Annotated in this window: 21 protein-coding genes and 1 other RNA gene; 8 read left to right on the top strand and 14 right to left on the bottom strand. The window is 68.7% G+C overall.

What is annotated here, in order from left to right; translation table 11 throughout:
- The first annotated feature begins 6 nt into the window (after window positions 1-6).
- Together LVY72_RS12145 and LVY72_RS12150 are read left to right on the top strand one after the other, a co-directional pair.
- Complete coding sequence (locus LVY72_RS12145; protein ID WP_237821182.1) at window positions 7-750, top strand: metal-dependent transcriptional regulator; 744 nt, start codon at window positions 7-9, stop codon at window positions 748-750.
- A gap of 81 nt (window positions 751-831) precedes the next feature.
- Window positions 832-1,986 (top strand): carboxylate-amine ligase, encoded by a 1,155-nt coding sequence (locus LVY72_RS12150; protein ID WP_237821184.1) that lies wholly within the window; start codon window positions 832-834, stop codon window positions 1,984-1,986.
- 20 nt (window positions 1,987-2,006) lie between these two features.
- Here the strand turns inward: LVY72_RS12150 and LVY72_RS12155 are convergent, their stop codons facing one another.
- Window positions 2,007-2,816 carry an AfsR/SARP family transcriptional regulator gene (locus LVY72_RS12155; protein ID WP_237821186.1) on the bottom strand — a complete coding sequence of 270 codons (810 nt, stop codon included), beginning with the start codon at window positions 2,814-2,816 and terminating at the stop codon, window positions 2,007-2,009.
- Between the two features lie 273 nt (window positions 2,817-3,089).
- On the opposite strand from LVY72_RS12155, the gene LVY72_RS12160 reads away from it, so the two are divergent.
- From LVY72_RS12160 to LVY72_RS12185, 6 genes are all read left to right on the top strand, one after another.
- A complete protein-coding gene (locus LVY72_RS12160; RefSeq protein ID WP_372463703.1) occupies window positions 3,090-3,659 on the top strand; it encodes an amino acid kinase family protein in 570 nt (189 codons plus the stop codon).
- Window positions 3,660-4,199: 540 nt separating this feature from the next.
- Complete coding sequence (locus LVY72_RS12165; RefSeq protein WP_237821188.1) at window positions 4,200-5,921, top strand: MFS transporter; 1,722 nt, start codon at window positions 4,200-4,202, stop codon at window positions 5,919-5,921.
- Between the two features lie 65 nt (window positions 5,922-5,986).
- Entirely contained in the window at window positions 5,987-7,159 is a 1,173-nt protein-coding gene (locus tag LVY72_RS12170) for a cytochrome P450 (RefSeq protein WP_237821190.1), read from the top strand.
- Window positions 7,156-7,350: a ferredoxin gene (locus LVY72_RS12175; protein ID WP_237821192.1), complete on the top strand. Its 195-nt coding sequence runs from the start codon at window positions 7,156-7,158 to the stop codon at window positions 7,348-7,350. Before LVY72_RS12170 ends, LVY72_RS12175 begins: the two co-directional genes overlap by 4 nt.
- 2 nt (window positions 7,351-7,352) lie before the next feature.
- Window positions 7,353-8,531: an NAD(P)/FAD-dependent oxidoreductase gene (locus LVY72_RS12180; RefSeq protein WP_237821462.1), complete on the top strand. Its 1,179-nt coding sequence runs from the start codon at window positions 7,353-7,355 to the stop codon at window positions 8,529-8,531.
- 41 nt (window positions 8,532-8,572) lie between these two features.
- Entirely contained in the window at window positions 8,573-9,187 is a 615-nt protein-coding gene (locus LVY72_RS12185; protein WP_237821194.1) for a TetR/AcrR family transcriptional regulator, read from the top strand.
- Between the two features lie 174 nt (window positions 9,188-9,361).
- Here the strand turns inward: LVY72_RS12185 and ssrA are convergent.
- The 13 genes from ssrA to LVY72_RS12250 form a co-directional block, all read right to left on the bottom strand.
- Window positions 9,362-9,730, bottom strand: a transfer-messenger RNA (tmRNA) gene (gene ssrA / locus LVY72_RS12190).
- A gap of 128 nt (window positions 9,731-9,858) precedes the next feature.
- Window positions 9,859-10,329: an SsrA-binding protein SmpB gene (smpB, locus tag LVY72_RS12195; protein WP_237821196.1), complete on the bottom strand. Its 471-nt coding sequence runs from the start codon at window positions 10,327-10,329 to the stop codon at window positions 9,859-9,861.
- A 128-nt stretch (window positions 10,330-10,457) separates the two neighbouring features.
- Window positions 10,458-11,957, bottom strand: a complete 1,500-nt coding sequence (locus tag LVY72_RS12200; RefSeq protein ID WP_237821198.1) for a M23 family metallopeptidase — start codon at window positions 11,955-11,957, stop codon at window positions 10,458-10,460.
- Window positions 11,958-11,961: 4 nt separating this feature from the next.
- Window positions 11,962-12,876, bottom strand: coding sequence for a permease-like cell division protein FtsX (gene ftsX, locus LVY72_RS12205; protein ID WP_237821200.1), 915 nt, complete (start codon window positions 12,874-12,876; stop codon window positions 11,962-11,964).
- Window positions 12,873-13,601 carry a cell division ATP-binding protein FtsE gene (ftsE, locus tag LVY72_RS12210; protein ID WP_237821202.1) on the bottom strand — a complete coding sequence of 243 codons (729 nt, stop codon included), beginning with the start codon at window positions 13,599-13,601 and terminating at the stop codon, window positions 12,873-12,875. Before ftsE ends, ftsX begins: the two co-directional genes overlap by 4 nt.
- Before the next feature lie 135 nt (window positions 13,602-13,736).
- Complete coding sequence (locus tag LVY72_RS12215; protein ID WP_237821204.1) at window positions 13,737-14,696, bottom strand: alpha/beta hydrolase; 960 nt, start codon at window positions 14,694-14,696, stop codon at window positions 13,737-13,739.
- On the bottom strand, window positions 14,681-15,433 hold the full coding sequence (locus LVY72_RS12220; protein ID WP_237821206.1) for a 3-hydroxybutyrate dehydrogenase: 753 nt from the start codon (window positions 15,431-15,433) through the stop codon (window positions 14,681-14,683). Before LVY72_RS12220 ends, LVY72_RS12215 begins: the two co-directional genes overlap by 16 nt.
- Window positions 15,426-16,082, bottom strand: coding sequence for a TetR/AcrR family transcriptional regulator (locus tag LVY72_RS12225; protein ID WP_237821208.1), 657 nt, complete (start codon window positions 16,080-16,082; stop codon window positions 15,426-15,428). The genes LVY72_RS12220 and LVY72_RS12225 overlap by 8 nt, the downstream gene beginning before the upstream one ends.
- Window positions 16,079-17,629 carry an AMP-binding protein gene (locus LVY72_RS12230; protein WP_237821209.1) on the bottom strand — a complete coding sequence of 517 codons (1,551 nt, stop codon included), beginning with the start codon at window positions 17,627-17,629 and terminating at the stop codon, window positions 16,079-16,081. Before LVY72_RS12230 ends, LVY72_RS12225 begins: the two co-directional genes overlap by 4 nt.
- Window positions 17,626-18,819: a branched-chain amino acid ABC transporter permease gene (locus LVY72_RS12235; RefSeq protein WP_237821211.1), complete on the bottom strand. Its 1,194-nt coding sequence runs from the start codon at window positions 18,817-18,819 to the stop codon at window positions 17,626-17,628. The genes LVY72_RS12230 and LVY72_RS12235 overlap by 4 nt, the downstream gene beginning before the upstream one ends.
- Window positions 18,816-19,688 (bottom strand): branched-chain amino acid ABC transporter permease, encoded by an 873-nt coding sequence (locus LVY72_RS12240; protein WP_237821213.1) that lies wholly within the window; start codon window positions 19,686-19,688, stop codon window positions 18,816-18,818. The genes LVY72_RS12235 and LVY72_RS12240 overlap by 4 nt, the downstream gene beginning before the upstream one ends.
- Window positions 19,685-20,452, bottom strand: coding sequence for an ABC transporter ATP-binding protein (locus LVY72_RS12245; RefSeq protein WP_237821215.1), 768 nt, complete (start codon window positions 20,450-20,452; stop codon window positions 19,685-19,687). The genes LVY72_RS12240 and LVY72_RS12245 overlap by 4 nt, the downstream gene beginning before the upstream one ends.
- Window positions 20,449-21,213 carry an ABC transporter ATP-binding protein gene (locus tag LVY72_RS12250; protein WP_237821217.1) on the bottom strand — a complete coding sequence of 255 codons (765 nt, stop codon included), beginning with the start codon at window positions 21,211-21,213 and terminating at the stop codon, window positions 20,449-20,451. Before LVY72_RS12250 ends, LVY72_RS12245 begins: the two co-directional genes overlap by 4 nt.
- Between the last annotated feature and the right edge of the window lie 10 nt (window positions 21,214-21,223).

A 21,223-nucleotide genomic window follows, 5' to 3' on the forward strand; every position in this document is an offset into this window, starting at 1 on the left:
GCGAAGATGTCCCCAGCCAACAAGCAGCACAAAAAGAACTCCGTCCTGAGCAGCGACTCGTCCAGCGTCCAGGACTACGTCAAGGTCCTCTACGGCTTCACCGAGTGGCAGGACCGCCCGGCCAGCTCCTCCCGCCTGGCCGCCCGGCTCGGGGTAGCCAATTCTTCCGTATCCGAAATGGTCCGCAAGCTCGTCGAACTCGGACTCGTGTCTCACGAGCCCTACGGCAGCGTCGAACTCACCGACGAAGGCCGCCGGCTCGCCCTGGCCATGGTGCGCCGGCACCGGCTGCTGGAAACCTACTTGGTCCAGGAACTGGGCTACGCCTGGGACGAGGTTCATGACGAGGCCGAACTGCTGGAGCACACGGTCTCGGAAAAGCTGGTCGAACGCATGGCGGCCAAGCTGGGCGACCCGGAGCGGGACCCGCACGGGGATCCAATTCCGGCTGCCGACGGTTCCATCACGGTCCCCCGGGCCTACCGGCTGCAGGACCTGGATGAGGGCCATACCGGCAGGATCACCCGGATCAGCGATGCGGACCCGGAGTTGCTGCGCTTCCTGCAGGCCGAGAGCATCGGCCTGGACGAACCGGTCAGCATCATCGGACGGCGCCCCTTCGGCGGCGCACTGGTAGTCAGGTTCGGCGCGGAGGACGCCGCACGCGAACTCGACCTCGGCGCCGAGACGGCAGCCGCGCTGTGGATCAGCAGCGACCGGCCGCATCCCGGCTGTGTCGTCGGGGGCTGAACCCGCCTACCGGATTCAACAGACAGCATGCTGATCAACTAAGCTCAAACTGTCCGCCAACATCCGAAGGAAGGGCAGCACATGCACCACCCGGCCAATGCAGCCGCCGCGGCAGCCACCGGCGCCCGGCAGGTAGTTCCGACGATCGGCGTCGAAGAAGAATACCTGCTGCTGGACCCGCACAGTGCCAAGCCCGCGGCGGTCGCAGACACGGTCGCCGCGTACCTGGAGGGCTCCGCCGTGGTGGCCCGCGGAGACATCCAGCGGGAACTGCTCAGTTGCCAGATCGAGACGGCCACCAGCGTGTGCAGCACGCTGACCGAGGCTGAGGAGTCCCTGCTTAATTTCCGCCGCAGCCTGGCTGCCGCCGCGCGCAAGGCCGGCGTACGGGCCGCCGCAACCGCAACAGCGCCGAGCATCGACGAAAGCTTTCCGGAGGTCACGGACAAGCCGCGCTACCACCAGCTCAAGGCCAGCGCGAAAGGGATTGTGGCGGACCAGTTCATCAACGGCCAGCATGTGCACGTCGAAGTGCCGGACAGGGAAACCGGCGTCCAGGTGCTGAACCGGATCCGCCCGTGGCTGCCGGCCATCATAGCGGTCAGCGCGAACTCACCGTTCTGGCAGGGCCGGGACAGCGGCTTCGCCAGTTGGCGCACCATCAACTACCGCCGCTGGCCACTCCAAGGCTGCCCGCCGGTATTCGCCGATGCCGCCGACTATGAACGGCGCATCCAGCGGCTGGTGGACACTTCGGTGATTATCGACCGCGGCGTGCTGACCTGGATTGCCCGGCTTTCGGACCATTACCCCACCGTCGAGGTCCGCGCCGCGGATGTGCAGCTTCGGGCCCAGGACGCGGTGCTGCTGGCCGCCCTGATCCGTGGTCTGGTCTCCACCGCGGCGGCCGAGGCGGCGCGCGGGCTGCCGTGTCCGGAGCCCGACGCCGAGGTGCTGGACGCCGCCGTATGGCAGGCCGGGCGCCACGGCATGGCCGGGAAGCTGATTGACCCGCTGGCCGGCGTGCTGCTGCCGGCGGAGATGGTGCTGGCCCAACTGCTGCGGCACATCCGCCCCGCGCTCGAGGAAGCGGGCGAGACCGAATGGGTCGACGCTTCGCTCGCCGAGGTGCGCGCCGACGGCACCGGAGCCGAGCGCCAGCGCAAGGCCATGGAACAGGGCGGCATGCCCGCGCTGCTGGACCTCTACGCCAACTCGCTGACTGCCGAGCCCTGATCCCGCGGTCCATAGGGGGCCTACCGGGCCGGCAAGCCGCCGAACCGCAGCCGGCCGGCCGCCCCCGCGCCTTCGAATCCGTGTTCGGGAGCCGCGTCCTGCCGCCGGCTGCCGCGCTCAAGCCTGAGAGGGCTGATCAGCTCGGAGATCTTTGCGGAGGGCTCCACTCCGAACTCGTCCCAGAGCCGGGAGCTGAAGGCGTCATAGTTGCGCAATGCCTGCGCGTAGTTCCCCTCGGCCAGATGGGCCTCCAGGAGCAGGCGCTGGGCGCTTTCCCGCAGCGGCTCGATCGCGATGGCGCAGGCAGCGGCCTCCACGGCCTGTCCGGTCTCGCCGTGCTCCAGGAACCGGGTGGCGAGGCGTTCCAGTGCGGTCAGGCGCAGCTGGTTCCAGCGTTCCTGCTCCACCGTCACCCAGTCTTCGTACCAGCCGGGCAGCAGCTCCGCGTTCCGGAGCGCGTCCAGCATCTCCGCGCTGCGCTGGTCCCCGCGGTTTCCCGGGCTGCGGTCCAGTTCGGCGGCCCGGCGCCGGACGGTATGCACGTCCACCGTCACGGAAGCCGACAAGGCCAGCGGATCCCTGCCCTCCACCAGCAGTCCCGGCAGCTGGTGCGACACCATCCAGATGCTCTCGCGCAGGCTCCCGGTGGCCTGCTTCTCCGAACTGTTCGGCCACAGGGTCCCGGCCAGGAAGGAGCGGGGCTGGCTGCCGTACAGGGCCAGGACAGCAATCAATCGTTGCTGGCGGATGGTGACTTTGACAGGGTGCCTGTTGTGGAACAGGTGCCACCCTCCGAGCAGATGGACTTCCCAATTGCGGTTTACGGACATGATATTCCGGCTCCCCCCAGCACTGGCCACCCGCTGACCGCCCCCACGGCCGCTGCGGGAATCCCCGTTTGTTCCAGCTTGCCACCCTGCCCGGGGATGTCAACGGGGCTAAAGGTTTCATCAGGAAACTAATCGGCGAGCGGTAACGTGCCGATAACGGGCGCGTAACGGAGACGCGGGTGAACTGCACAGACAGGACCTGGCCCGACATGATCTGCCGGGGAAGCCATGTAGCACCGCACCTCGGCAGGAAGCGCCTACCAGGAGGCGGCCATGGTCCCGCAGCCGCCCGGGGCGCCGGCCGCTTTGGAGGCTGATTTCGGCGCTGGACTGATCGTCCAGAAATTCGGCGGAACTTCTGTCGCAACGGCCGAAGCAATTACCCGGGTCGCCCGCAGGATCACGGATACGTACGAGTCAGGCTACCGGGTCGTGGTGGTGGTTTCCGCCATGGGCGACACCACGGACGATCTGCTCGACTTGGCCGGCCAAGTGGCCCCGGCACCGGCAGCCCGCGAGCTTGACCTGCTGTTGACCACCGGAGAGCGGATCTCCGGTGCCCTGCCCGCCCTGGCGCTGGCCAACCTCGGCGCGGTCCCACCTCCCTTCACCGGAGGCAAGACCGGACTGATCACCGGCGAGGTCCATGGCGAGGCCCGGGTGGTCGATGTCGATGCCAGACGGATCCGGACCTCGCTCAGCCGGGCGAGCTCCGGATCGTGGCCGGCTTCCAGGGCCGCAGCCACCGGGACTGTTAGCCGAATAGGAGGATCCCGGGGCGGTTCAATCGGCCGGCCAGGTACAGCCCTTCGTCCCAAAAGACTCCAGAGGTCCATGCCGTGAGTTCCCGAACCCAGCGGATACAAGTCATCCCCCGGCCGGCAGCGACCCTCCCATGCAGAAAAACCGCCACTCCGAGCTGCGATTTCACCGCCCTACTCGGCTAACAGTCACAGGACCGCCGTGCCTGCCACTGAGCCACCCACGCCGGACGGTGATGGTGGGCCAATGACCGCATGGACGGTGGCGTGCTCTACGGCGGCATGAAGGCCCCGCCCGTGCGAACGGGCGTGGGGCGGCTCATTGATCTATCCGTTGAAATTCGGGTTTGAAGGAGGGGTCCCGGCGGCCCATCGAGCCGTCGCGGTGCATCCACAATCACACTACGTCATGTTAAGTAAGTTGTCATTGCATATTTTTTGCAGGCCCTGCGGAGAGTCAATGTAATTCACGTCATAATTTTTATTGACATGACGTAAACCTTAAGGTCACACTGTCTCAGGAAACGCTCCTTCCGCCGAGGCCCGCCGGGCACCCGGAGACCAGCGAGCGTGGTCCGTCGCCCACCACCCGAGCTTCGACCGGAACAAGGGAGTTTCATCGATGAGTCAAACCAGCACGGTATCGAGCCGCGGCTCAGCCCGAGCGACATTCGTGGCCGCCTACAGCGCGGTCGCCCTCGCGCAGATCACCAATGCACTGCCGGGCGCCCTCAACGGCACCTTCGCTACGGAATTCCACACCTCCGGCGCTGGCCTGACCTGGATCGCGGGCATGTTTATGATGGGCATCGTCGTGTTCGAGCTCAGCTGGGGACTTCTGGGCGACCTGTTCGGCCGCAAGAAGCTGCTGTACATCGGTGCCGTGGTCAGTGTCGTCGGCTCCGTCCTGGCCGCGCTGGCGTCGACGACCGGGATGATGATCGCCGCGCAGGCTATCGGCGGCATCGGGGCGGGCATCCTCTTCCCCATCTCGCTGTCCATGATCGCGGCGATTACCCCCGGCCATCGGGCGCGGGCGCGGGCCATTGCCACCTGGGCCGGATTCCTGTCGCTCGGCGCGGTGATCTCCCCCGTGCTCGCCGGCCTCACCGCGCAGGTCTTCACCGTGCCGGGCGCCGAGGCGGGCGCTCCGAACGTGTTCAGCGGCTGGCGTGTGGCCTACTACGTGGCAGCCGCGGTCGCCGTCATCGTCCTGATCATCGCGCTCCGGGCGAAAGACTCCGCGGCCGCCGAGGGGCGCAAACTCGACCTGCCCGGCCAGATCACCCTCGCGCTCGGCCTCATCGCCGTCCTCTTCGCGACCGTGCAGGCGGTCGATTCCGGCTTCGGCTCCGGGGAAGTCATCGCGAGCTACGTCGCCGGCGGCATCCTCCTGGTCCTCTTCATCGTCATCGAGACGCGCACCCGGCAGCCCCTGATCCACCTCTCGCTGTTCAAGAACAGCGCCTACTCGATCACCGGAATCGTCGCGGTCACCGGTATGTTCGCCTTCCTCGCGATCTGCTACAGCACGAGTGTCGCCGTCGGCGGACTCGCCCTGGCCGAGGCCTGGAAGGTCGGCGTGCTGTTCGTCTTCATCCAGGGCCCCGCCTTCGCGTTCATCCCGGTCGTGGGGTGGCTCATCCACCACGTCGCGCCGCGCTGGGTGCTCACCGCGGGATTCGCCCTGATGGCGGTCTCCGGCTACTGGCTCTCGACGTTCGCCCTGGGCACGCCGGAGGCCTTCGGCGGTACCTCGTGGACGGCCTTCATTCCGCCGCTTCTGCTGCTGGGCCTCGGATTCGCGCTCACCGTTGGCTCCATTACCGCCGTGGCGATCAACACCGTCCGGCCGCAAGATATCGGCATGGCCTCGGCGACGACGAACCTGCTGCGCGACCTCGGCTTCGCCCTCGGCCCCGTCGTTGGCTCGGCCATCGCGTTCAGCGTCGGTGCCTCGGTCTTCGCCGGACCTCTCGCCGGGATCCTTGGCGGGGCTGGGCTGCCGGCCAACGCCGTCGCCGGGCTCTCCCAGGTGCCGCCGCTGGGCTATCTCTCCGGCTGGGAGGGCATCATCGGGCAGTTCTCCGGACAGGCGCTGGCCGGCGGCGCACCCGGCCAGGCCGTCGACGGCATGGTCCAGGCCCTCAGCTCCGCGCAGCAGCAGATCCAAGGCGCGGCAGGGACCGCCCTCGGCCAGGGCTTCCAGATTGTCTTCCTCGTCGCGGGCATCGCGGCGACAGTCTCCGCCATCCTCACTCTGTTCATCTCCGCACGCTCCTCGGCCCCCGCGCCCGGCGCCGTCACGGAGACGACGGAGGCCAATGCCGAGGCCGCCGTCTGAGGCCCACGGCCTTCACTTCAGCTACCCACTACCCCATCCCCATCCCCAACCTCAAGGAGAATACTGTGACTGCACCCACCGAGTCGGCCATCGACATCTGGGACGACGGCGTCCTGGTCGACCCCTACCCCACCTACGCAGCGCTGCGCGAGCAGGCCGGCGTCGTCTACCTGCCGAAGAACGACCTGTATGTCCTGACCCGTTACGACATCATCCGCGACGCGCTCGGCGATCCGGCGACGTTCTCGTCCACGGCCCTGGGCTTCAACCCCATGGTGAACGAGGCGCTGCAGGGCACTTCGCTTGCCTCCGACCCGCCACTGCACACCCAGCTGCGCGCGACGCTGTCGGAGAACCTCACGCCGCGGGCCCTGCGCGGCCTGAAGGTCACCATCGATGAGAAGGCGGACAAGCTTGTCGCCGAGCTCGCCGCCAGCGGCAGCTTCGAAGCCGTCGATTCCCTGGCCCGCGCCTTCCCGCTCGAGATCGTCGCCGACTTGATCGGCTTCAGCGGGCACGTCAAGGACAACATGCTGCGCTGGGGGCAGGCCGCCATGCAGGTCATCGGGCCGATGAACCAGCGCACGCAGGAGAGCTTCCCGATCGCCGGCGAGCTCTACGGCTGGTGCTCCACGGTCACCGCCGACGACCTCGCTCCCGGCTCGATCGGCCGCGGAATCTTCGACGCCGAGACGCGCGGTGACATCCCCGAAGGCACGGCCGGACACATCATCCACCAGTACCTCGGGGCCGGCGTCGACACGACCATCGCCTCGATCGGCAACATCGTCGCGCTGTTCGGCCGCCACCCGGAGCAGCTCGAACTCGTCCGCGAAAACCCGGACCTTGTCCCCGCCGCCTTCGCCGAGGTCCTGCGCTACTGGGCCCCGATCCATATCTGGGGCCGCACGGCGACGCGCGACGTCGAGATCGACGGGGTCACGGTTCCCGCAGGCGCCCAGCTGGGCATCCTCTTCGGCGCCGGCAACCGCGACCCGCGGCACTACGAGAATCCCGATGTCTTCGACGTGACGCGCAACCCGGTCGACCATCTCTCCTTCGGCTACGGGCCGCATGGCTGCGCCGGCCAAGGCCTGGCGAAGCTTGAGGCCCATGCGATCATCGACGCGCTCGCCCGCCGGGTGAGGTCGATGGCGATCGCGGACGAAGTCCGGGAGCCAAGCAACATCACGCGAAGCCACGAGCAGCTCCAGGTCGTCAAGGTGGTGGCAGCATGAGGATCGAACTCGACCGGCCGCGCTGCGAGGGACACGGCCTCTGCGAAGAAGCCGCACCCAAGCTCATGCACCTCGACGACGACGGCGAACTCGTGATCGATACCCCCGAGGTGGACGGGGCCGATCTGGACACCGCCAAGGCGGCGGTACGGGTCTGCCCGGTCGCCGCGCTCCGGCTGGCGGGGCAGTGACGATGCGCCGGATCGTCGTCGTCGGCAACGGCATCGCCGGGCTCACGGCCTGCGACTCACTGCGCTCGGCCGGGTTCGACGGCGAGCTGACGGTGGTCGGCGCCGAGCGCCACCACCCCTACAGCCGCCCCGCCCTGTCGAAGGCGCTGCTGCACCGCGACGACGGCCTGACGGCCCACGAGCTGCCCGCGCCGACCCACGAAGCGACCGAGCTGCTCGGCGTCAGCGCCGCAGGCCTGGACATCGACGCCCGGGTGGTCCGGCTCGACAGCGGCGGCGAGCTGCCGTATGACGGCCTGGTCATCGCCTCCGGCTCCCGGGCGAGGCGCCTCGCTCCGGAGCCGCGGCCCGACGGCGCGCCCCGGGAACTCACCCTGCGCACGATCGAGGATGCGATCACGCTGAAGCAGCGCGTCGCTGGGCGGCCCTCGGTCATCGTGGTCGGCGGCGGTCCGCTGGGCATGGAGGTCGCGTCAGGCTGCCTGCACGTCGGCTGCGAGGTCACGCTCGTCTCCGACGCCAAACCGCTCGCGAACCAGCTCGGCGACCATTTGTCCGCTCTGTTCACTTCCGCCGCCATCCGGCGCGGACTGCGGTTGGTCAGCGGCGGAAAGGCCCGCCTCATCGACTCCGCTGCCGGGACGCGGGTCGCCCTGGCCGACGGTACCGAAATGGAGGCGGACCTCGTCATCAGCGCGATCGGCGACGAGCCGAACGTCGACTGGCTGGCCGGCTCGGGACTGCTCGTCGACGGGTCGCTGCGCGTCGACTCACGCGGCCGGCTCCGGCCGGACGTCGTCGCCGCCGGCGACGTGGCGTTCTTCCCGACCCGCCGCGGGATGGGACGGGTGCCGCTGTGGACAAGCGCCATCGACCAGGCCAAGGTCGCAGCCGTCGGCCTGCTCAAGGGTGACGCGGCGCCCGAGTTCGACTTCCAGCCGTACTTCTGGACCGAGGGCTTCGGCCTGTCGCTCAAGTCCGTCGGCTTTACGCCGGTGGTCGGCGCACCCGACTTCTGCGAGCCGGGCGAGGACCGGGAGTCGATGCTGATGCGCTGGGAGAACGAGGACGGCTCCGGGACCGCCGCGGCGGTCAACTACCGGATTCCCATCCCGAAACTGCGTCGTCTGGCCGGCGCCGGTCCGGGAACGCTGCGCCCGGCAGCACCGGTGACAATCTGATGCCGATCTCACGTCCCTCACACCACCGTTAGAATCTCCTTATGGTGTCACTGCGGGAAGCCCAGAAACAGCTGACCCGCGACATAATCGTCGAACGGGCGCTCGAGCTCTTCACCGAGAAGGGCTACGCTGCGACGACGATCGACGAAATCGCCGCAGCCGCCGGCACCAGCCGGGTAACCTTCTATGCGCATTACCCCTCGCGCAGTGATCTCATGAGGGACTTCATGGCGCGCGTCAACACCGTACTCGACCGCGCGGATGGCCCCGACCACGCGTCGACCGCCGCGGAACTGGTCGACGTCGTGCGCGCGGGCGAGCTGCCGGGTATCCTCGCCTGGCTCGAGTCCCGCGCGGCGCTCTGGCCGGTCTTCCGCCCGTACCTCGACGTGCTCGATGAGGCCGCCGCGGTTGATCGCGAGGTGCGGGCGATGCTCGCGGAATGGCATGAGGAGGTCATTTCCGACCTCATCCGGGGCATGCAGCTGGCCGGCCGCTTCTCCGAGGAAACGCTCCATGTGCGCGGAATGCTCGCCTTCACGCAGCTCAACTACGTCTCGACGCTCTGGACCCGCCGCAAGTCCGAGCCGCACCGCGACCACGTACTGGAGGTGCTGGCCGACAGCTGGTACCACCTGCTCTGCGGCGAAGGCTGAACCGGCTCAGCGCACGGCCTCCCGGGGAGACGGGCCTATCCGCTCCGTCTCCCCGATCGTTTGAGCGGCTGCCGGGAAACAGCGAAGGCCTGCCCCGAGGGGCAGGCCTTCGCTGTTCTGCAGGAGCAGACCCAATGCGATACAGGGAGTGGGAAGACACTTCCTGAATCTCAGAGGTGGAGATGGGGGGAATTGAACCCCCGTCCGATGTTGTGTTGCCAGGGCTTCTCCGGGCGCAGTTTGCTTCGGGTTTTCTCGGCCCTAGCCATCATGCAAACGAGTGGCTAACCCGGGCCCAGCCGTCTAAAAGTCCCGGACACTCCAACGGCGAAAGTGTCCAGCAGTGGCCCTCTAAATGACGCCAGTTACCGGGGCGAGAGCATCCCCGGGCTGACGGACTGAACTACTGCTTAGGCAGCGAGTTCGAAGTCAGTGCGCTTAGATTCGGCACTTATTGGTTTACAGAGAGCGTTTACGAGATAACTCTGCATCCTCGGCCCGCTTCACCTGTCGCGACTAACATCGTCGAAACCAGTCATCCCCTTATTCAGTTACCAATCCCAGTTGCCTTTGGCTGGCACTGTCCGTTGCCGAACCCATCTGGTGGCTCCGGAGTACTTATTGTAACCCATCCCCCGGCGCAATTATTTCCCGCCGGGAGACCTAAGTTCCTAGCCCCGGTTGCGTGCCCGCATCGCGCGCAGTGCCTCGCGGGTGTCCTGCTTCTCGCGCAGCGCCTGCCGCTTGTCGTAGTCCTTCTTGCCTCGGGCCACGGCAATCTCGACCTTGGCCTTTCCGTTAAGGAAGTAGAGCTGGAGCGGAACAATCGTAAACCCCGACTCGCGGATCTTGTGCGAGATCTTGGCCAGCTCCTCGCGGTGCAGCAGCAGCTTCCGCCGGCGCCGGGCCGCATGGTTGGTCCAGCTGCCGTTGAGGTACTCCGGGATGTAGACGTTCTCCAGGTAGAGTTCGTCGTTGTAGAAGGTGGCAAAGCCGTCGACCAGGGACGCCCGGCCTTCCCGGAGGGACTTGACCTCCGTGCCCATCAGCGACATCCCGGCCTCGTAGGTATCCAGGACGTGGTAGTCGTGGAACGCCTTGCGATTGGTGGCCACCGCCTTGCGGCCACTTTCCCTGGGCACGGGGCATCTCCTTCGATCGGTGGAAAGCTCCAGTATAACGGCCCGGCCCTCCCCACAGCTCGCAAGCTCGCCACGGGCCCCGCGGGCCCCGCGGCCCGGGCCTTGCCCTACCCGGGCGGGCTACCGCGTCAGAGCAGGCCCGCCGGGTTGACCAGCGTCCCGTTGAGCACGGTCTCGAAGTGCAGGTGGCAGCCGGTGGAGTTTCCGGTGGTGCCGGAGTAGCCGATCAGCTGGCCCTGGCCGACCTGCTGTCCCGGGTACACGACGGAGCGGGTGAGGTGGAAGAACTTGGTCATCAGGGCATTGCCGCCGACCACGCCGTGGTCCAGGATCACGAAGTTACCGGCACCGTAGGTGTCGAAGGCGGCCCGCCACACCGTGCCCGCTGCCGGTGCCCGCACCGGGGTGCCGCAGCTGGCGGCATAGTCGAGGCCGGTATGCATGTACCCGCCGGTGCCGTTGAAGTCGATGGTGCCGGCCGGCGTCGGGCGCCAGCCAAAGCCCGAGGAAACGTAGGCCGAAACCGGTGCCATCAGGCCAAACGAGGAAGGCTGGGACGGAGCCGGTGCCGGCTGCGACACGGTCGGAACAATCTGCGGCACCGGCTGGCCCTTGGCAGCGGCGGCAGCCTGGGCTGCCTTGATCCGCCGCTGTTCCTTCTCCCAAGCCGCCTGCTGCGCCTTGCGCTTGGCTTCCTCGCGCTTGCGCCGTTCCTCGGCCTCCCGGCGCAGCCGTTCCTGCCGCTCGGCGATATCAGCCTGCACCTGGGCGTGCGCCGATTCGGCCTCGGCCAGCTTCTGCTGGATTTCCGGCTTCCGGGCCTGGAGCTTGTCCGACAGCGCGGAGGTGTCCGCGATGAGCCGGTCCACCTTGTCCTTTTCCGCGGCGGCCGCGTCCCGGGCAACCTGCTCGGCAGCCAGGGCGGCCTCGGCCTGCTCCTTGAGGCCGCGGATCTCTTCCTCGACCGCGGCCAGCCGGGCCTCGGAGTTCACGTTCGTGGCGTTCTGCTGCGAGAGCCGGTCCAGGGCGGCGTTCTGCGTGCGCAGCGCCTGGTCCGCCAGGCTGATGGTATCCGCCAGGCCGGCCTTGGGCCCGGAGCCGAAGAACAGCTGGAGGTTGCTGGGCACCCCGCCCTGCTTGTATGCCTGGGTGGCGATCTGGCCGATCAATTTCTTCGTGTCGGCCAGCCGCGCCTCGTCGTCGGCCATCTGCTGGTTGATCTTGTCCTTGGTCTGCAGCGCCAGGTCGACCCGCTGGGACAGGGCGGACACCTGGCCGGCGGCCTCCTCCACGCGGCCCTGCGCCTCGGACAACGCTTCCTGGGCGGCCGGGAGCTGATGCTGGTATTCCTTCAGCTGGGTCACGGTCTTGACGATGTCCGTGTCCAGGAACTCGAGCGACTCCTGGACGTCGGAAATCTCCTGCTCCAGTGCCTGCTTGCGGTCATCCAGGTTGTCTGCCCGTGCGGGACCGGCTGCGGCCAGGGTCAACAGCAGCAGGCCGGTGAGTCCGGCTGCCAGAATGCCGTGCGGAAACCTCTTCGGACGGCACTGCTGACTCGAACGGACAAAGCTGTAGCCACGCTGCACCGACCGGTCCCCCCACCTGTTATTTTGTTGACTAGTCATGAGTCTAGACCTTCAAATACCGGCGCAGGGTCAGCAGTGAGGAAACCCCCGCCAGCAGCGCGCCCAGCAGCAGCAGCGCCGGGGCGATCAGCAGCACCGACGTATCGGAGATGAAGGCGGTGTCCGGGTATTGATCCGCCAGCCAGCCGCCGATGAAGAAACGCGCAACGGTCCAGAGCACCAGCGAGGCCAGCACCGCACCGATGACTGCGGCGATCACCCCTTCCAGGATGAAGGGCAGCTGGATCACGGCCTTGGAGGCACCGACCAGGCGCATGATGCCGGTCTCGCGGCGACGGCTGAACGCGGAGAGCCGGATGGTGGTGGCGATCAGCAGGATGGCGCAGATGATCATGACGGCGGCGATACCGACGGCCACCAGTGAGGCAATGTTCATGACGCTGAAGACGCGCTCGAGGACTTCGCGCTGGTCCACCACCACTTCCACGCCCGGTAGCGAGGAAAAGACCTCGTTGATGACCTCGTACTTCTGCGGATCCACCAGGCTGACCCGGAACGATTCGGGCAACTGGTCCGCGGTCACCGAATCCACGATCGGCGAATTGGCGAACTGTTCCTTGAAGTGCGCCAGGGCGTCCGCCTGGGACTCGAATTGGTAGTTGGCGACGTACTGGGCCACCGCCGGGGACTTGAGCGTGCTTTCGATCTCGCCGCGCTGCTCGTCCGTGACCGGACCTGAGGCACAGCTGGCCGTCGTTGACGTGTCCACGCAAAGGAAGACGGCCACCTGGACCTTGTCGTACCAGAAGCCCTTCATCTGGTTGATCTGCAGCTGCAGCATGCCAGCCGCGCCCACGAAGGTCAGCGAAATGAAGGTCACCAGGACCACCGAAACGACCATCGAGAGGTTCCGGCGCAGGCCCGAAGCGATTTCACCGAGGATGAATGCCAGCCTCATACGGCACTCTGCTTCGGCTCTGCGGCGCGCTTCCGATCCTGGGCGCCGACATAGATGCCCTGTGCTTCGTCCCGGACCAGCCGGCCGTCCCGCAGCTCGATCACGCGGCGGCGCATTTCATTGACGATGACGTTATCGTGCGTGGCCATGACCACGGTGGTGCCGTTCTGGTTGATCCGGTCCAGCACGCTCATGATGCCCATCGAGGTGGTGGGGTCCAGGTTGCCGGTGGGCTCGTCTGCGAGCAGGATGCCGGGCTTGTTGACGACGGCGCGGGCGATCGCCACGCGCTGCTGCTCACCACCGGACAGCTCGTGGGGCATGCGGTGGTCCTTGCCTTCCAGGCCCACGGTCTTGAGCACCTCGGGAACGGTTTCCCGGATGACCGCCCGGCTCTTGCCGATCACCTGCATGGCGAAGGCCACGTTCGCGGCCACCGTCTTGTTCGGCAGCAGGCGGAAGTCCTGGAAGACGACGCCGATGCCGCGGCGCAGCTTGGGCACGCGCCAGCTGGGGATGTTGGCCACGTTCTGGCCCGCCACGTAGACGGCCCCGCGGGTGGCCCTGTCCTCCTTCAGGACCAGCCGGATAAAGGTGGACTTGCCCGAGCCGGAAGACCCGACCAGGAAGGCGAAGTCCCCGCGGTCGATCTCCACACTGATGTCCTCCAGTGCGGGCCGCGAGTTCTGGTCGTAGATCTTGGTGACCTGGTCGAATCGAATCATGAGTGCTTTTGCCCAAATTTCTGCCACCGATGTCGAAAGGCCTGGCTCGGGGTGCATCGGCCTTTCGACTATAGGCAGGCGCGCTTGGGATTACCCTGCAGGTGGGCGGGCGTGTCGCTACTGGTGAACGCGTGGTTAACAGCCGGCGGGCTGGGATAATTGCGGCTCCAGCGCCTCGCGGACCGCCCCGGCCACCGCCTGCACGCCCGGATGGTCCATCACGATGCTGTAGTGGTTGGTCCCCGGAACATCGCGGGCCGAGAGCAGGGCGGTCCTATCCGTCCACTGCCGCACATACTCCGGCTGGTACAGTCCCTGCGGCTCGTCCAGCAGCCCGCGCGGGCTGCGCAGCAGCACCGCCGGCACGCTCAGTCCCGCCAAGGCGGCCAGCAGGACCGCGCCGCCATTCAGGTCGGCAGTGTCCTCGGCCACCGCCTGGTAGCTGGTGGAGGGCTGCAGCCGCTGCCCCTGGCCGTCCAGGTCATAGTCCACGTAGGCCTCCACCAGCGGGTTCCAGTTCCGCTCGAAGGCCGGGTGCTCCCGCCAGAACAGGCGGTAGTCCCGGCGGCTTGGGAACACCCGGCTCAGCCGCTCGGCCGCCGGGCCGAGCACGGCCGCCACTACCTCGTCGGCGCTGAGTCCGGCCGGGACCTGCAGCGGCAGTCCGCCGTCCACCAGGACCAGCCGCCGCACCAGCGCCGGATGCCGGTGGGCGAACACCAGCGCGGCGAACGCCCCCATGGAATGGCCAGCGACGACGACGGGCCCGCCGCCGGCGCCGACGTCGCCGGCGGCGAGCACGGCCGCCAGGTCATCGGCGTGCGAGGCCATGCCGAACGGGCCGGGCAGCCGGTTGCTGCGGCCGCGGCCGCGCAGGTCCGGGGCGACGATGCGGACCCCGGGCAGCTCGTCCGCGAGCAGGCCCCAGGCCAGGTGCGATGCGGTCACCCCGTGGATGGCCAGGATGGTCGGGACGGCCTGGCCCTGGGGACCGGAGCCGGGCCCCCATACACCGGTGCGCAGCAGGCCGCCGCGGACCGGGACGTCGATGGCGCGGTAGTCGCGGCGCTGCCAGGGGTTCACCGGCTGCTCCATCCGCCGTCCATGGTGTAGGACGCGCCGGTGACCATGCCGGCGTCCTCCCCGGCCAGCCAGCAGGCCAGCGAGGCGACCTCGTGCGGCTCGACGAGGCGCTTGATGGCGCTCTCGGTCAGCATGATCTTCGCCACGACCTCCGCCTCGGGCAGGTTGTGCACCCGCGCCTGGTCCGCGATCTGCTTCTCAACCAGCGGGGTCTTGACGTAGCCGGGGTTGATGCAGTTGCTGGTGACCCCGTGCGCGCCGCCCTCCAGCGCCGTCACCTTGGACAGGCCCTCGAGCCCGTGCTTGGCCGAGACGTAGGCGGACTTGTAGGCCGAGGCACGCAGCCCGTGCACGGAGGAGATGTTGATGATCCGGCCGTAGCCGCGCTGGTACATGCCCGGCAGCACCGCCCGTACCAGCAGGAACGGGGATTCGAGCATCAGGCGCAGGATCAGCCGGAAGGCCTCCGGGTCGAAGTCCTCGATCGGGCTGATCCGCTGGATCCCGGCGTTGTTGACCAGGATGTCCGCCTCCAGTTCGAGGTCCTGGAGCGCGACGGTGTCGCTCAGGTCCACCTGCCAGGCCTCTCCCCCGATGGCTGCGGCCAGTGCCTCGGCCGCGGCCCCGTCCAGGTCCGCCACGGTCACCTTGGCGCCGCGCGCGGCCAGGGCGCGGGCACAGGCTTCGCCGATCCCGCTGGCTCCTCCGGTCACGATCGCCCGCTTGCCGGTGAGGGTCTGCTCAACCATCTGTGGTTCCTTCCTGGTCCGGTGCAGCATCCGGTGCCAGTGCCCGTTCGATGAACTGCATCATTTCTTCAAAAACCTCTTCGGGGACTTCGCGGCGCGGCCCGGCCGCCGCGGGCCCGGCGTCGCCGGGCTCGTCCCAGAGCACCCAGCGCATGCCAATCAGTTCGCCGACGCCCATCAGTGCCCACGCGGCGACCGTCGGATCCAGCGGCCGGACCTCGCCGGCGGCCTGGGCGCTCTTGAGTCCTTCGATGTAGCCGTTGACGATCCGGGTGTAGTGCATCCGCAGCGCGCCGGGCGAAACGAATTCGGCCTGCCGGATGATCCGGTAGAGCGCCGGGTGTTCGGCGGTGAAGCGGAAGAACGCGCGGAAGCCGGCCCGCTCGGCCTCGAGCCGGGTACCGGCGCTGCGGGCCGCCTCGGTCATCGCGTGGCGGACCCGGCGGTTCAGGTCCTCCACCACCTCGTCGAAAATGGCCTGCTTGCCCTCGAAGTAGAGGTAGAACGTGCCCAGGCCCACCTGGGCCTGTTCGGTGATCTTCACTATCGAGGCGTCGTGGTAGCCCACCGAGGCGAAGATGCTTTCGGCCGCTTCCAGCAGCTTGGCCCGCGTCCGCGTGCCGCGGGCGGTGCGCGGCGCCCCGCTCACCACCGGGCCCCCGCTTCGGCCCGGGTCCGCAGCCGGCCGCGGGCCACCTTGTTCAGTGCGGTGCGCGGCAGCGCCGGGACGAATTCGATCCGGCCGGGCAGCTTGAACCGGGCCAGCCGCTGCGCGCAGTGCTCCAGCAGGTCCTGTTCGTCCGTGGCCATGCTGGCCCGCACCACTACGAAGGCCGCGCCGATCTCGCCCCAGCGTTCGTCCGGCACGCCGACGACGGCGGCTTCGGCCACCGCCGGGTGGGCCAGCAGCACCGCCTCCACCTGCGCCGGGGAGACGTTTTCCCCGCCGGAGATATAGAGGTCCTTGATCCGGTCCACGATCTTCACGAATCCCTCCGCATCCCGCTCCACCAGGTCCCCGGTGCACAGCCAGCCGTCCACCAGGGTGGCTGAGGTGGCCGCCGGGTCCCTGAAGTAGCCGGCGAAAACGCCGGGGCCGCGCACCCGGAGCTCGCCGGTCGCGGCGCCGTCGAGCCTGGCACCGGTGGCCGGATCCACCACGGCGATTTCCAGATGCGGATACGGCTTGCCGGCGTAGCCGAGCATCCGCTCGGCGTCCTCGGGCGGCAGGCACAGCACGTTCGGGGAGGCCTCGGTCAGCCCGTAGCCCTGGCTCAGTGCCACGCCCCGGCTGTGCCAGATCCGCAGCAGCGGGGCGGGCATCGAGGCGCCGCCGACCACGGCCCGGGTGAGCGTGGACAGGTCCGCGGCGGCAAAGCCCGGGTGTTCGGCCAGCATCAGGTACTGGCTGGGCACGCCCATCATGGTGGTCACGCCGCGCTCGGCGATCAGCGCCAGCACGCGGCCGGCGTCGAAATGGCGCTCCAGCACCACCGTGGCCCCGGTCCACCAGGCCAGCAGCGGCTGGATGTTCCAACCGCCGGCATGGAACTGCGGCAACACCGAGAGCACCACGTCCGAACTGCTCAGCTCCATGGTGCGGGAGAGGGAAAGGTTGGTCCAGAAGCAGTTGGCGTGGGTGAGCACCGCCGCCTTGCTCGGCCCTTCCGTGCCCGATGTGAAGACCATCAGCAGCGGGTCATCGTCGCGGACCGGGCGCACCGGGCCGGGGATCGCACCGGTGCGCGCGGGCAGCAGGCGTTCGACGCCGGCCGGGCCCGGCGCCGCGGTCCGCGGCGGCTCCGCCAGCAGTTCCAGCGCAGCGGCGGCCAGCGCGTCGAATTCGTGCTCCACCACCAGCAGGGCCGGATCGGCCAACTGCAGCTGGGCGGCCAGTTCCGCCGGGGCCAGCCGCCAGGACAACGGCACCAGCACCAGGCCGGCCTTGGCACAGGCAAAGAAAAGGACCACGTGGTCCGCGCAGTTCCCGGTGACCGTCCCGATCCGGTCCCCCGCCCGGTAGCCGGCGGCGCCGAACGCGGCGGCGAGCGCTGCCGCCCGCCGTTCCAGCTCGCGGTAGTGCAGCCGGACGCCGCGGTCATCGATGGCCACCCGGTCCGGGGTGGAAACGGACCTGTCCGTCGTCCAGCGGCCGAGAGTGTGCAGCCCGTCGCCTGCTGCCGGGTTTTGGCTCATGCCTGCTCCTCGGGAATCTGCCGTGCGGTCGCGGCGGTTGCGGTCCGGCCCGGCTGCCCGCCCCGCGGCCGGGCAAACCGCCGTGCCGCGCCCCGAATGCCGCCGGTAATCCCGCCGGGGAGGAAGAGCACCACGAGGATAAACAGTGTACCGAGGATGAACAGCGGTTCCGAGAGCGGGATCCGCAGCACGTCCGGCAGGCCCGCCACTGCCTCGGAGTTGGCCAGGGCGGTGAGCCGCTGGTCCAGCAGCGTGTAGAAGATGCCGCCGGCCACCGCTCCCCAGCGCGAGCCCACGCCGCCCAAGACCACCATGACCAGCAGCGTGATGGTGAAGTCCGAGGAGACCGCCCGCGGCACCGCGCCGGACTGCAGCAGCAGGTAGACCATACCCACGAGCCCGGCCATCAGGGCGCCGGCGACGAACACCAGCAGTTTGGCCAGGTACGGCTGCAGGCCCAGCACCCGCACGCGCAGCTCGTTTTCGCGCACCGCGGCGGCCACGTGGCCGGCCCGGCTGTACTGGATCCAGCTCACGGCGGCGAAGACCAGCACCAGGGCGGCCAGGGCCAGCCAGTAGAGGTTGCGGGTGTTCGCCACGCCGACCAGGAAGTCCGGCAGGTTCGCCGTGTCCAGGGCGAGCCCTTCCTCGCCGCCGGTGGTTCCGCCCGGATTGCGCCGGACCATCACGGACCCGGCCTGGGCGAAGGCGAGCGTCACCATCGCGAACGGGATGCCGCCCACGCGCAGGCTGATGCTGCCGACCACGTGGGCCAGGATCACGACCACCAGCAGGGTCAGTCCCATCGCCGGCAGCAGCGGGATCTGCAGGTTGGACAGGATCACCGCCAGCCCGTAAACCCCCGCGCCGAAGTAGAGCGCGTGGCCGAAGGAGAGCAGCCCGGCCACGCCCAGGAGCATGTGGTAGCTCAGGGCTGCCGCCGCCATCAGCAGGCACATGGCCAGCAGCTGCAGCGAGCCGGGCGTGTAGGTGGGGCCGGGCAGGATGCCGGGCAGGGAGAGGTTCAACAGCGGCAGCAGGGCCAGCAGCACGACGGCGGCCAGGCCGCCTCCGATGCCCAGCAGCTTCCGGCGGCCGCCGTCGGAGTCCTTGCCGCCGCGCAGGCGGCGCGGACTCGGAGCCGGGCTTCCGGCCGCAAGCCCGGCGTTCTCGGTGCGGGTGGTGGTCATGATTTCCTCCCGAGCAGTCCGGCGGGGCGGAAGAGCAGCACCAGCGCCAGGGCGAGCACCACGGCGAGGTCCCCGAGGCCGAAGTAGAAGTTGGCGAACTGCTGCAGCAGGGCCACCGCAACGGAGGCCACCGCCGCCCCGGTGAGCGAACCGAGCCCGCCGATGACGGTGACGATGAAGGCGAAGATCAGCAGCGAGCCGCCGAGCAGCGGCGAGACGTAGCCAAAGTAGTGGGAGGCCAGCACCCCGCCCAGGCCTGCGGCGGCACCGCCGATGGTGAAGACCAAGGTGAAGGCCTTGCGCACGTCGATACCCAGGGCGGTGACCATCGAGCGGTTCTCGACGCCGGCGCGGATGATCATGCCGTAGCGGGTGCGCTTGAGGAACAGCACCATGGCCAGCAGCACCAGGACCGCGGCGATGATGCAGACGAACCTGTCGTTCGGGATCCGGGCGCCGAGCAGCTCGGTGGTGTCCTTGAACCAGGCCGGGCCCTGGATGAATACCGGGTCGGTACCCCAGATGCCCTCGAACAGGGCCACCGTGGCCAGCGCCAGCCCCACGGTGATCAGCACCTGCTCGATGTGCCGCTGGTACAGCCGGCGGATCAGCACGAACTCGGTGAACGCCGCGAAGAGTGCACCGACCGCCGCGCCGATGAGGATGGAGAGCAGGAAGGTCCACCAGCTGTCCGCCCCGGTGCGGCGGGCCACCTCCCAGCCGGCGAACGCACCGAGGGTCAGGAAGGAACCGTGGGCGAAGTTCAGCACGCCCATCAGCCCGTAGATCAGGGACAGCCCGGAGGCCACCAGGAAGTACAGCGCGCCGAGCCCGAGCCCGGTCGCGGCCAGCAGGATGACGGTGCTCATCGGGCCACCTCCGGGGCCGGCTCCCCCGCGCCGGAACCCGCGGCCGGGGCCGCGGCGCCCGCGCCGTCGTCGTGCACGCCGAGCAGGCGGCGGGTCAGGTCCTCATCGGCCAGGAAGTCCGCGGCGCTGTCGGCGGTATGCGCCACCCGGCCGCCGGAGAGCACCACGGCCCCGTCCGCGAGCTGGCGGACCACCTGCAGGTTCTGTTCCACCAGCAGGATCGGCACCGTGGCTGCGGCCTGTGCCAGGGTATCGGCCACTTCCTGCACGATCTTGGGCGCCAGGCCCTTGGTCGGCTCGTCGATCAGCAGCACCTTGTTCTCGTTCAGCAGCGCGCGGGCGAGGCTGACCATCTGCTGCTGGCCGCCGGAGAGCGTGCCGGCCAGCTGGCCGGAGCGCTTGACCAGGTCCGGGAACAGCTCCTCCACGAGCTGTCGGCGCGGATGGGCGTCCCGCTCGGCCAGCTTCAGGTTCTCGGCGACGGTGAGCTTGGAGAAGACCTCGCGGTCCTCGGGGACGTAGCCGACGCCGCGGCGGATGATCCGGTGGGTCTCCTCCTTCTCGATCCGCTGCCCGTCCAGCTCCACCGTGCCGGTGCGGCCGATCAGCCCGATGATGGCCTTGATGGTGCTGGTCTTGCCCACGCCGTTGCGGCCGAGCAGGGCCGTAATGCCGGTGGCCGGGACCGAGAAGGAGACATCCTCGATGACCTGCTGGCCGGCGATAAAGGCATTGAGCCCGGCGATGTTGAGGATCGGTTTCATACGGGTTCCCCCAGGTAGGCGCTCTGCACGGTGGGATTGGCCATCACCGCGTCCGGAGTGTCGATGGCCAGCAGCTTGCCGTGGTGCATCACGGCCACCCGGTCCACCAGACCCAGCACCACGTCCATATGGTGCTCGACCATCAGCACGGTGCAGCCGCGGTCCCGGTGCATCCGCCGGATGATGGCGCTCAGCGAGGGCACGTCCCCGGAGGCGACGCCGGCCATCGGCTCGTCCAGCAGGATCACCGACGGATCCGCGGCCAGCAGCATCGCGATCTCCACCTTGCGCTTGTCCCCGTGCGCCAGGTCCCCCGCCGCCGTGGCGGCCTTGTCCTGCAACCCGACTTCCGCCAGGTTCTCCCGGGCCACCCGGGTGGCCTCGTCCGCGGAGCGGGGAAACTTCAGGACCGACAGGCTGCCGCCCCGCCGGGCCTGGGCGGCGAGCCGGACATTTTCCAGCACGCTCAGCTGCGGGAACAGGCTCGAAGTCTGGAACGTCCTCCCCAGTCCCGCCCTGGCCCGGGCGTGGATGGAGGCACCCGTGACGTCCGCACCCCCAAGGACGATGCGGCCCTCGGTGGGCCTGAGCACCCCCGAAATCAGGTTGAACAGGGTGGTCTTGCCGGCACCGTTCGGGCCGATCACGCCGACCATTTCGCCGGCGGCGACCTCGAAGCGGACATCCTCGAGGATGCGGGCACCGCCGATCTTCAGGCCGGCGCCGTCCACGGCGAGCGCAGGGCGGGCTGGGGAGGACATAGGTTTCCTT

The organism is Arthrobacter hankyongi, assembly GCF_022012395.1.
Taxonomy (GTDB): domain Bacteria; phylum Actinomycetota; class Actinomycetes; order Actinomycetales; family Micrococcaceae; genus Crystallibacter; species Crystallibacter hankyongi.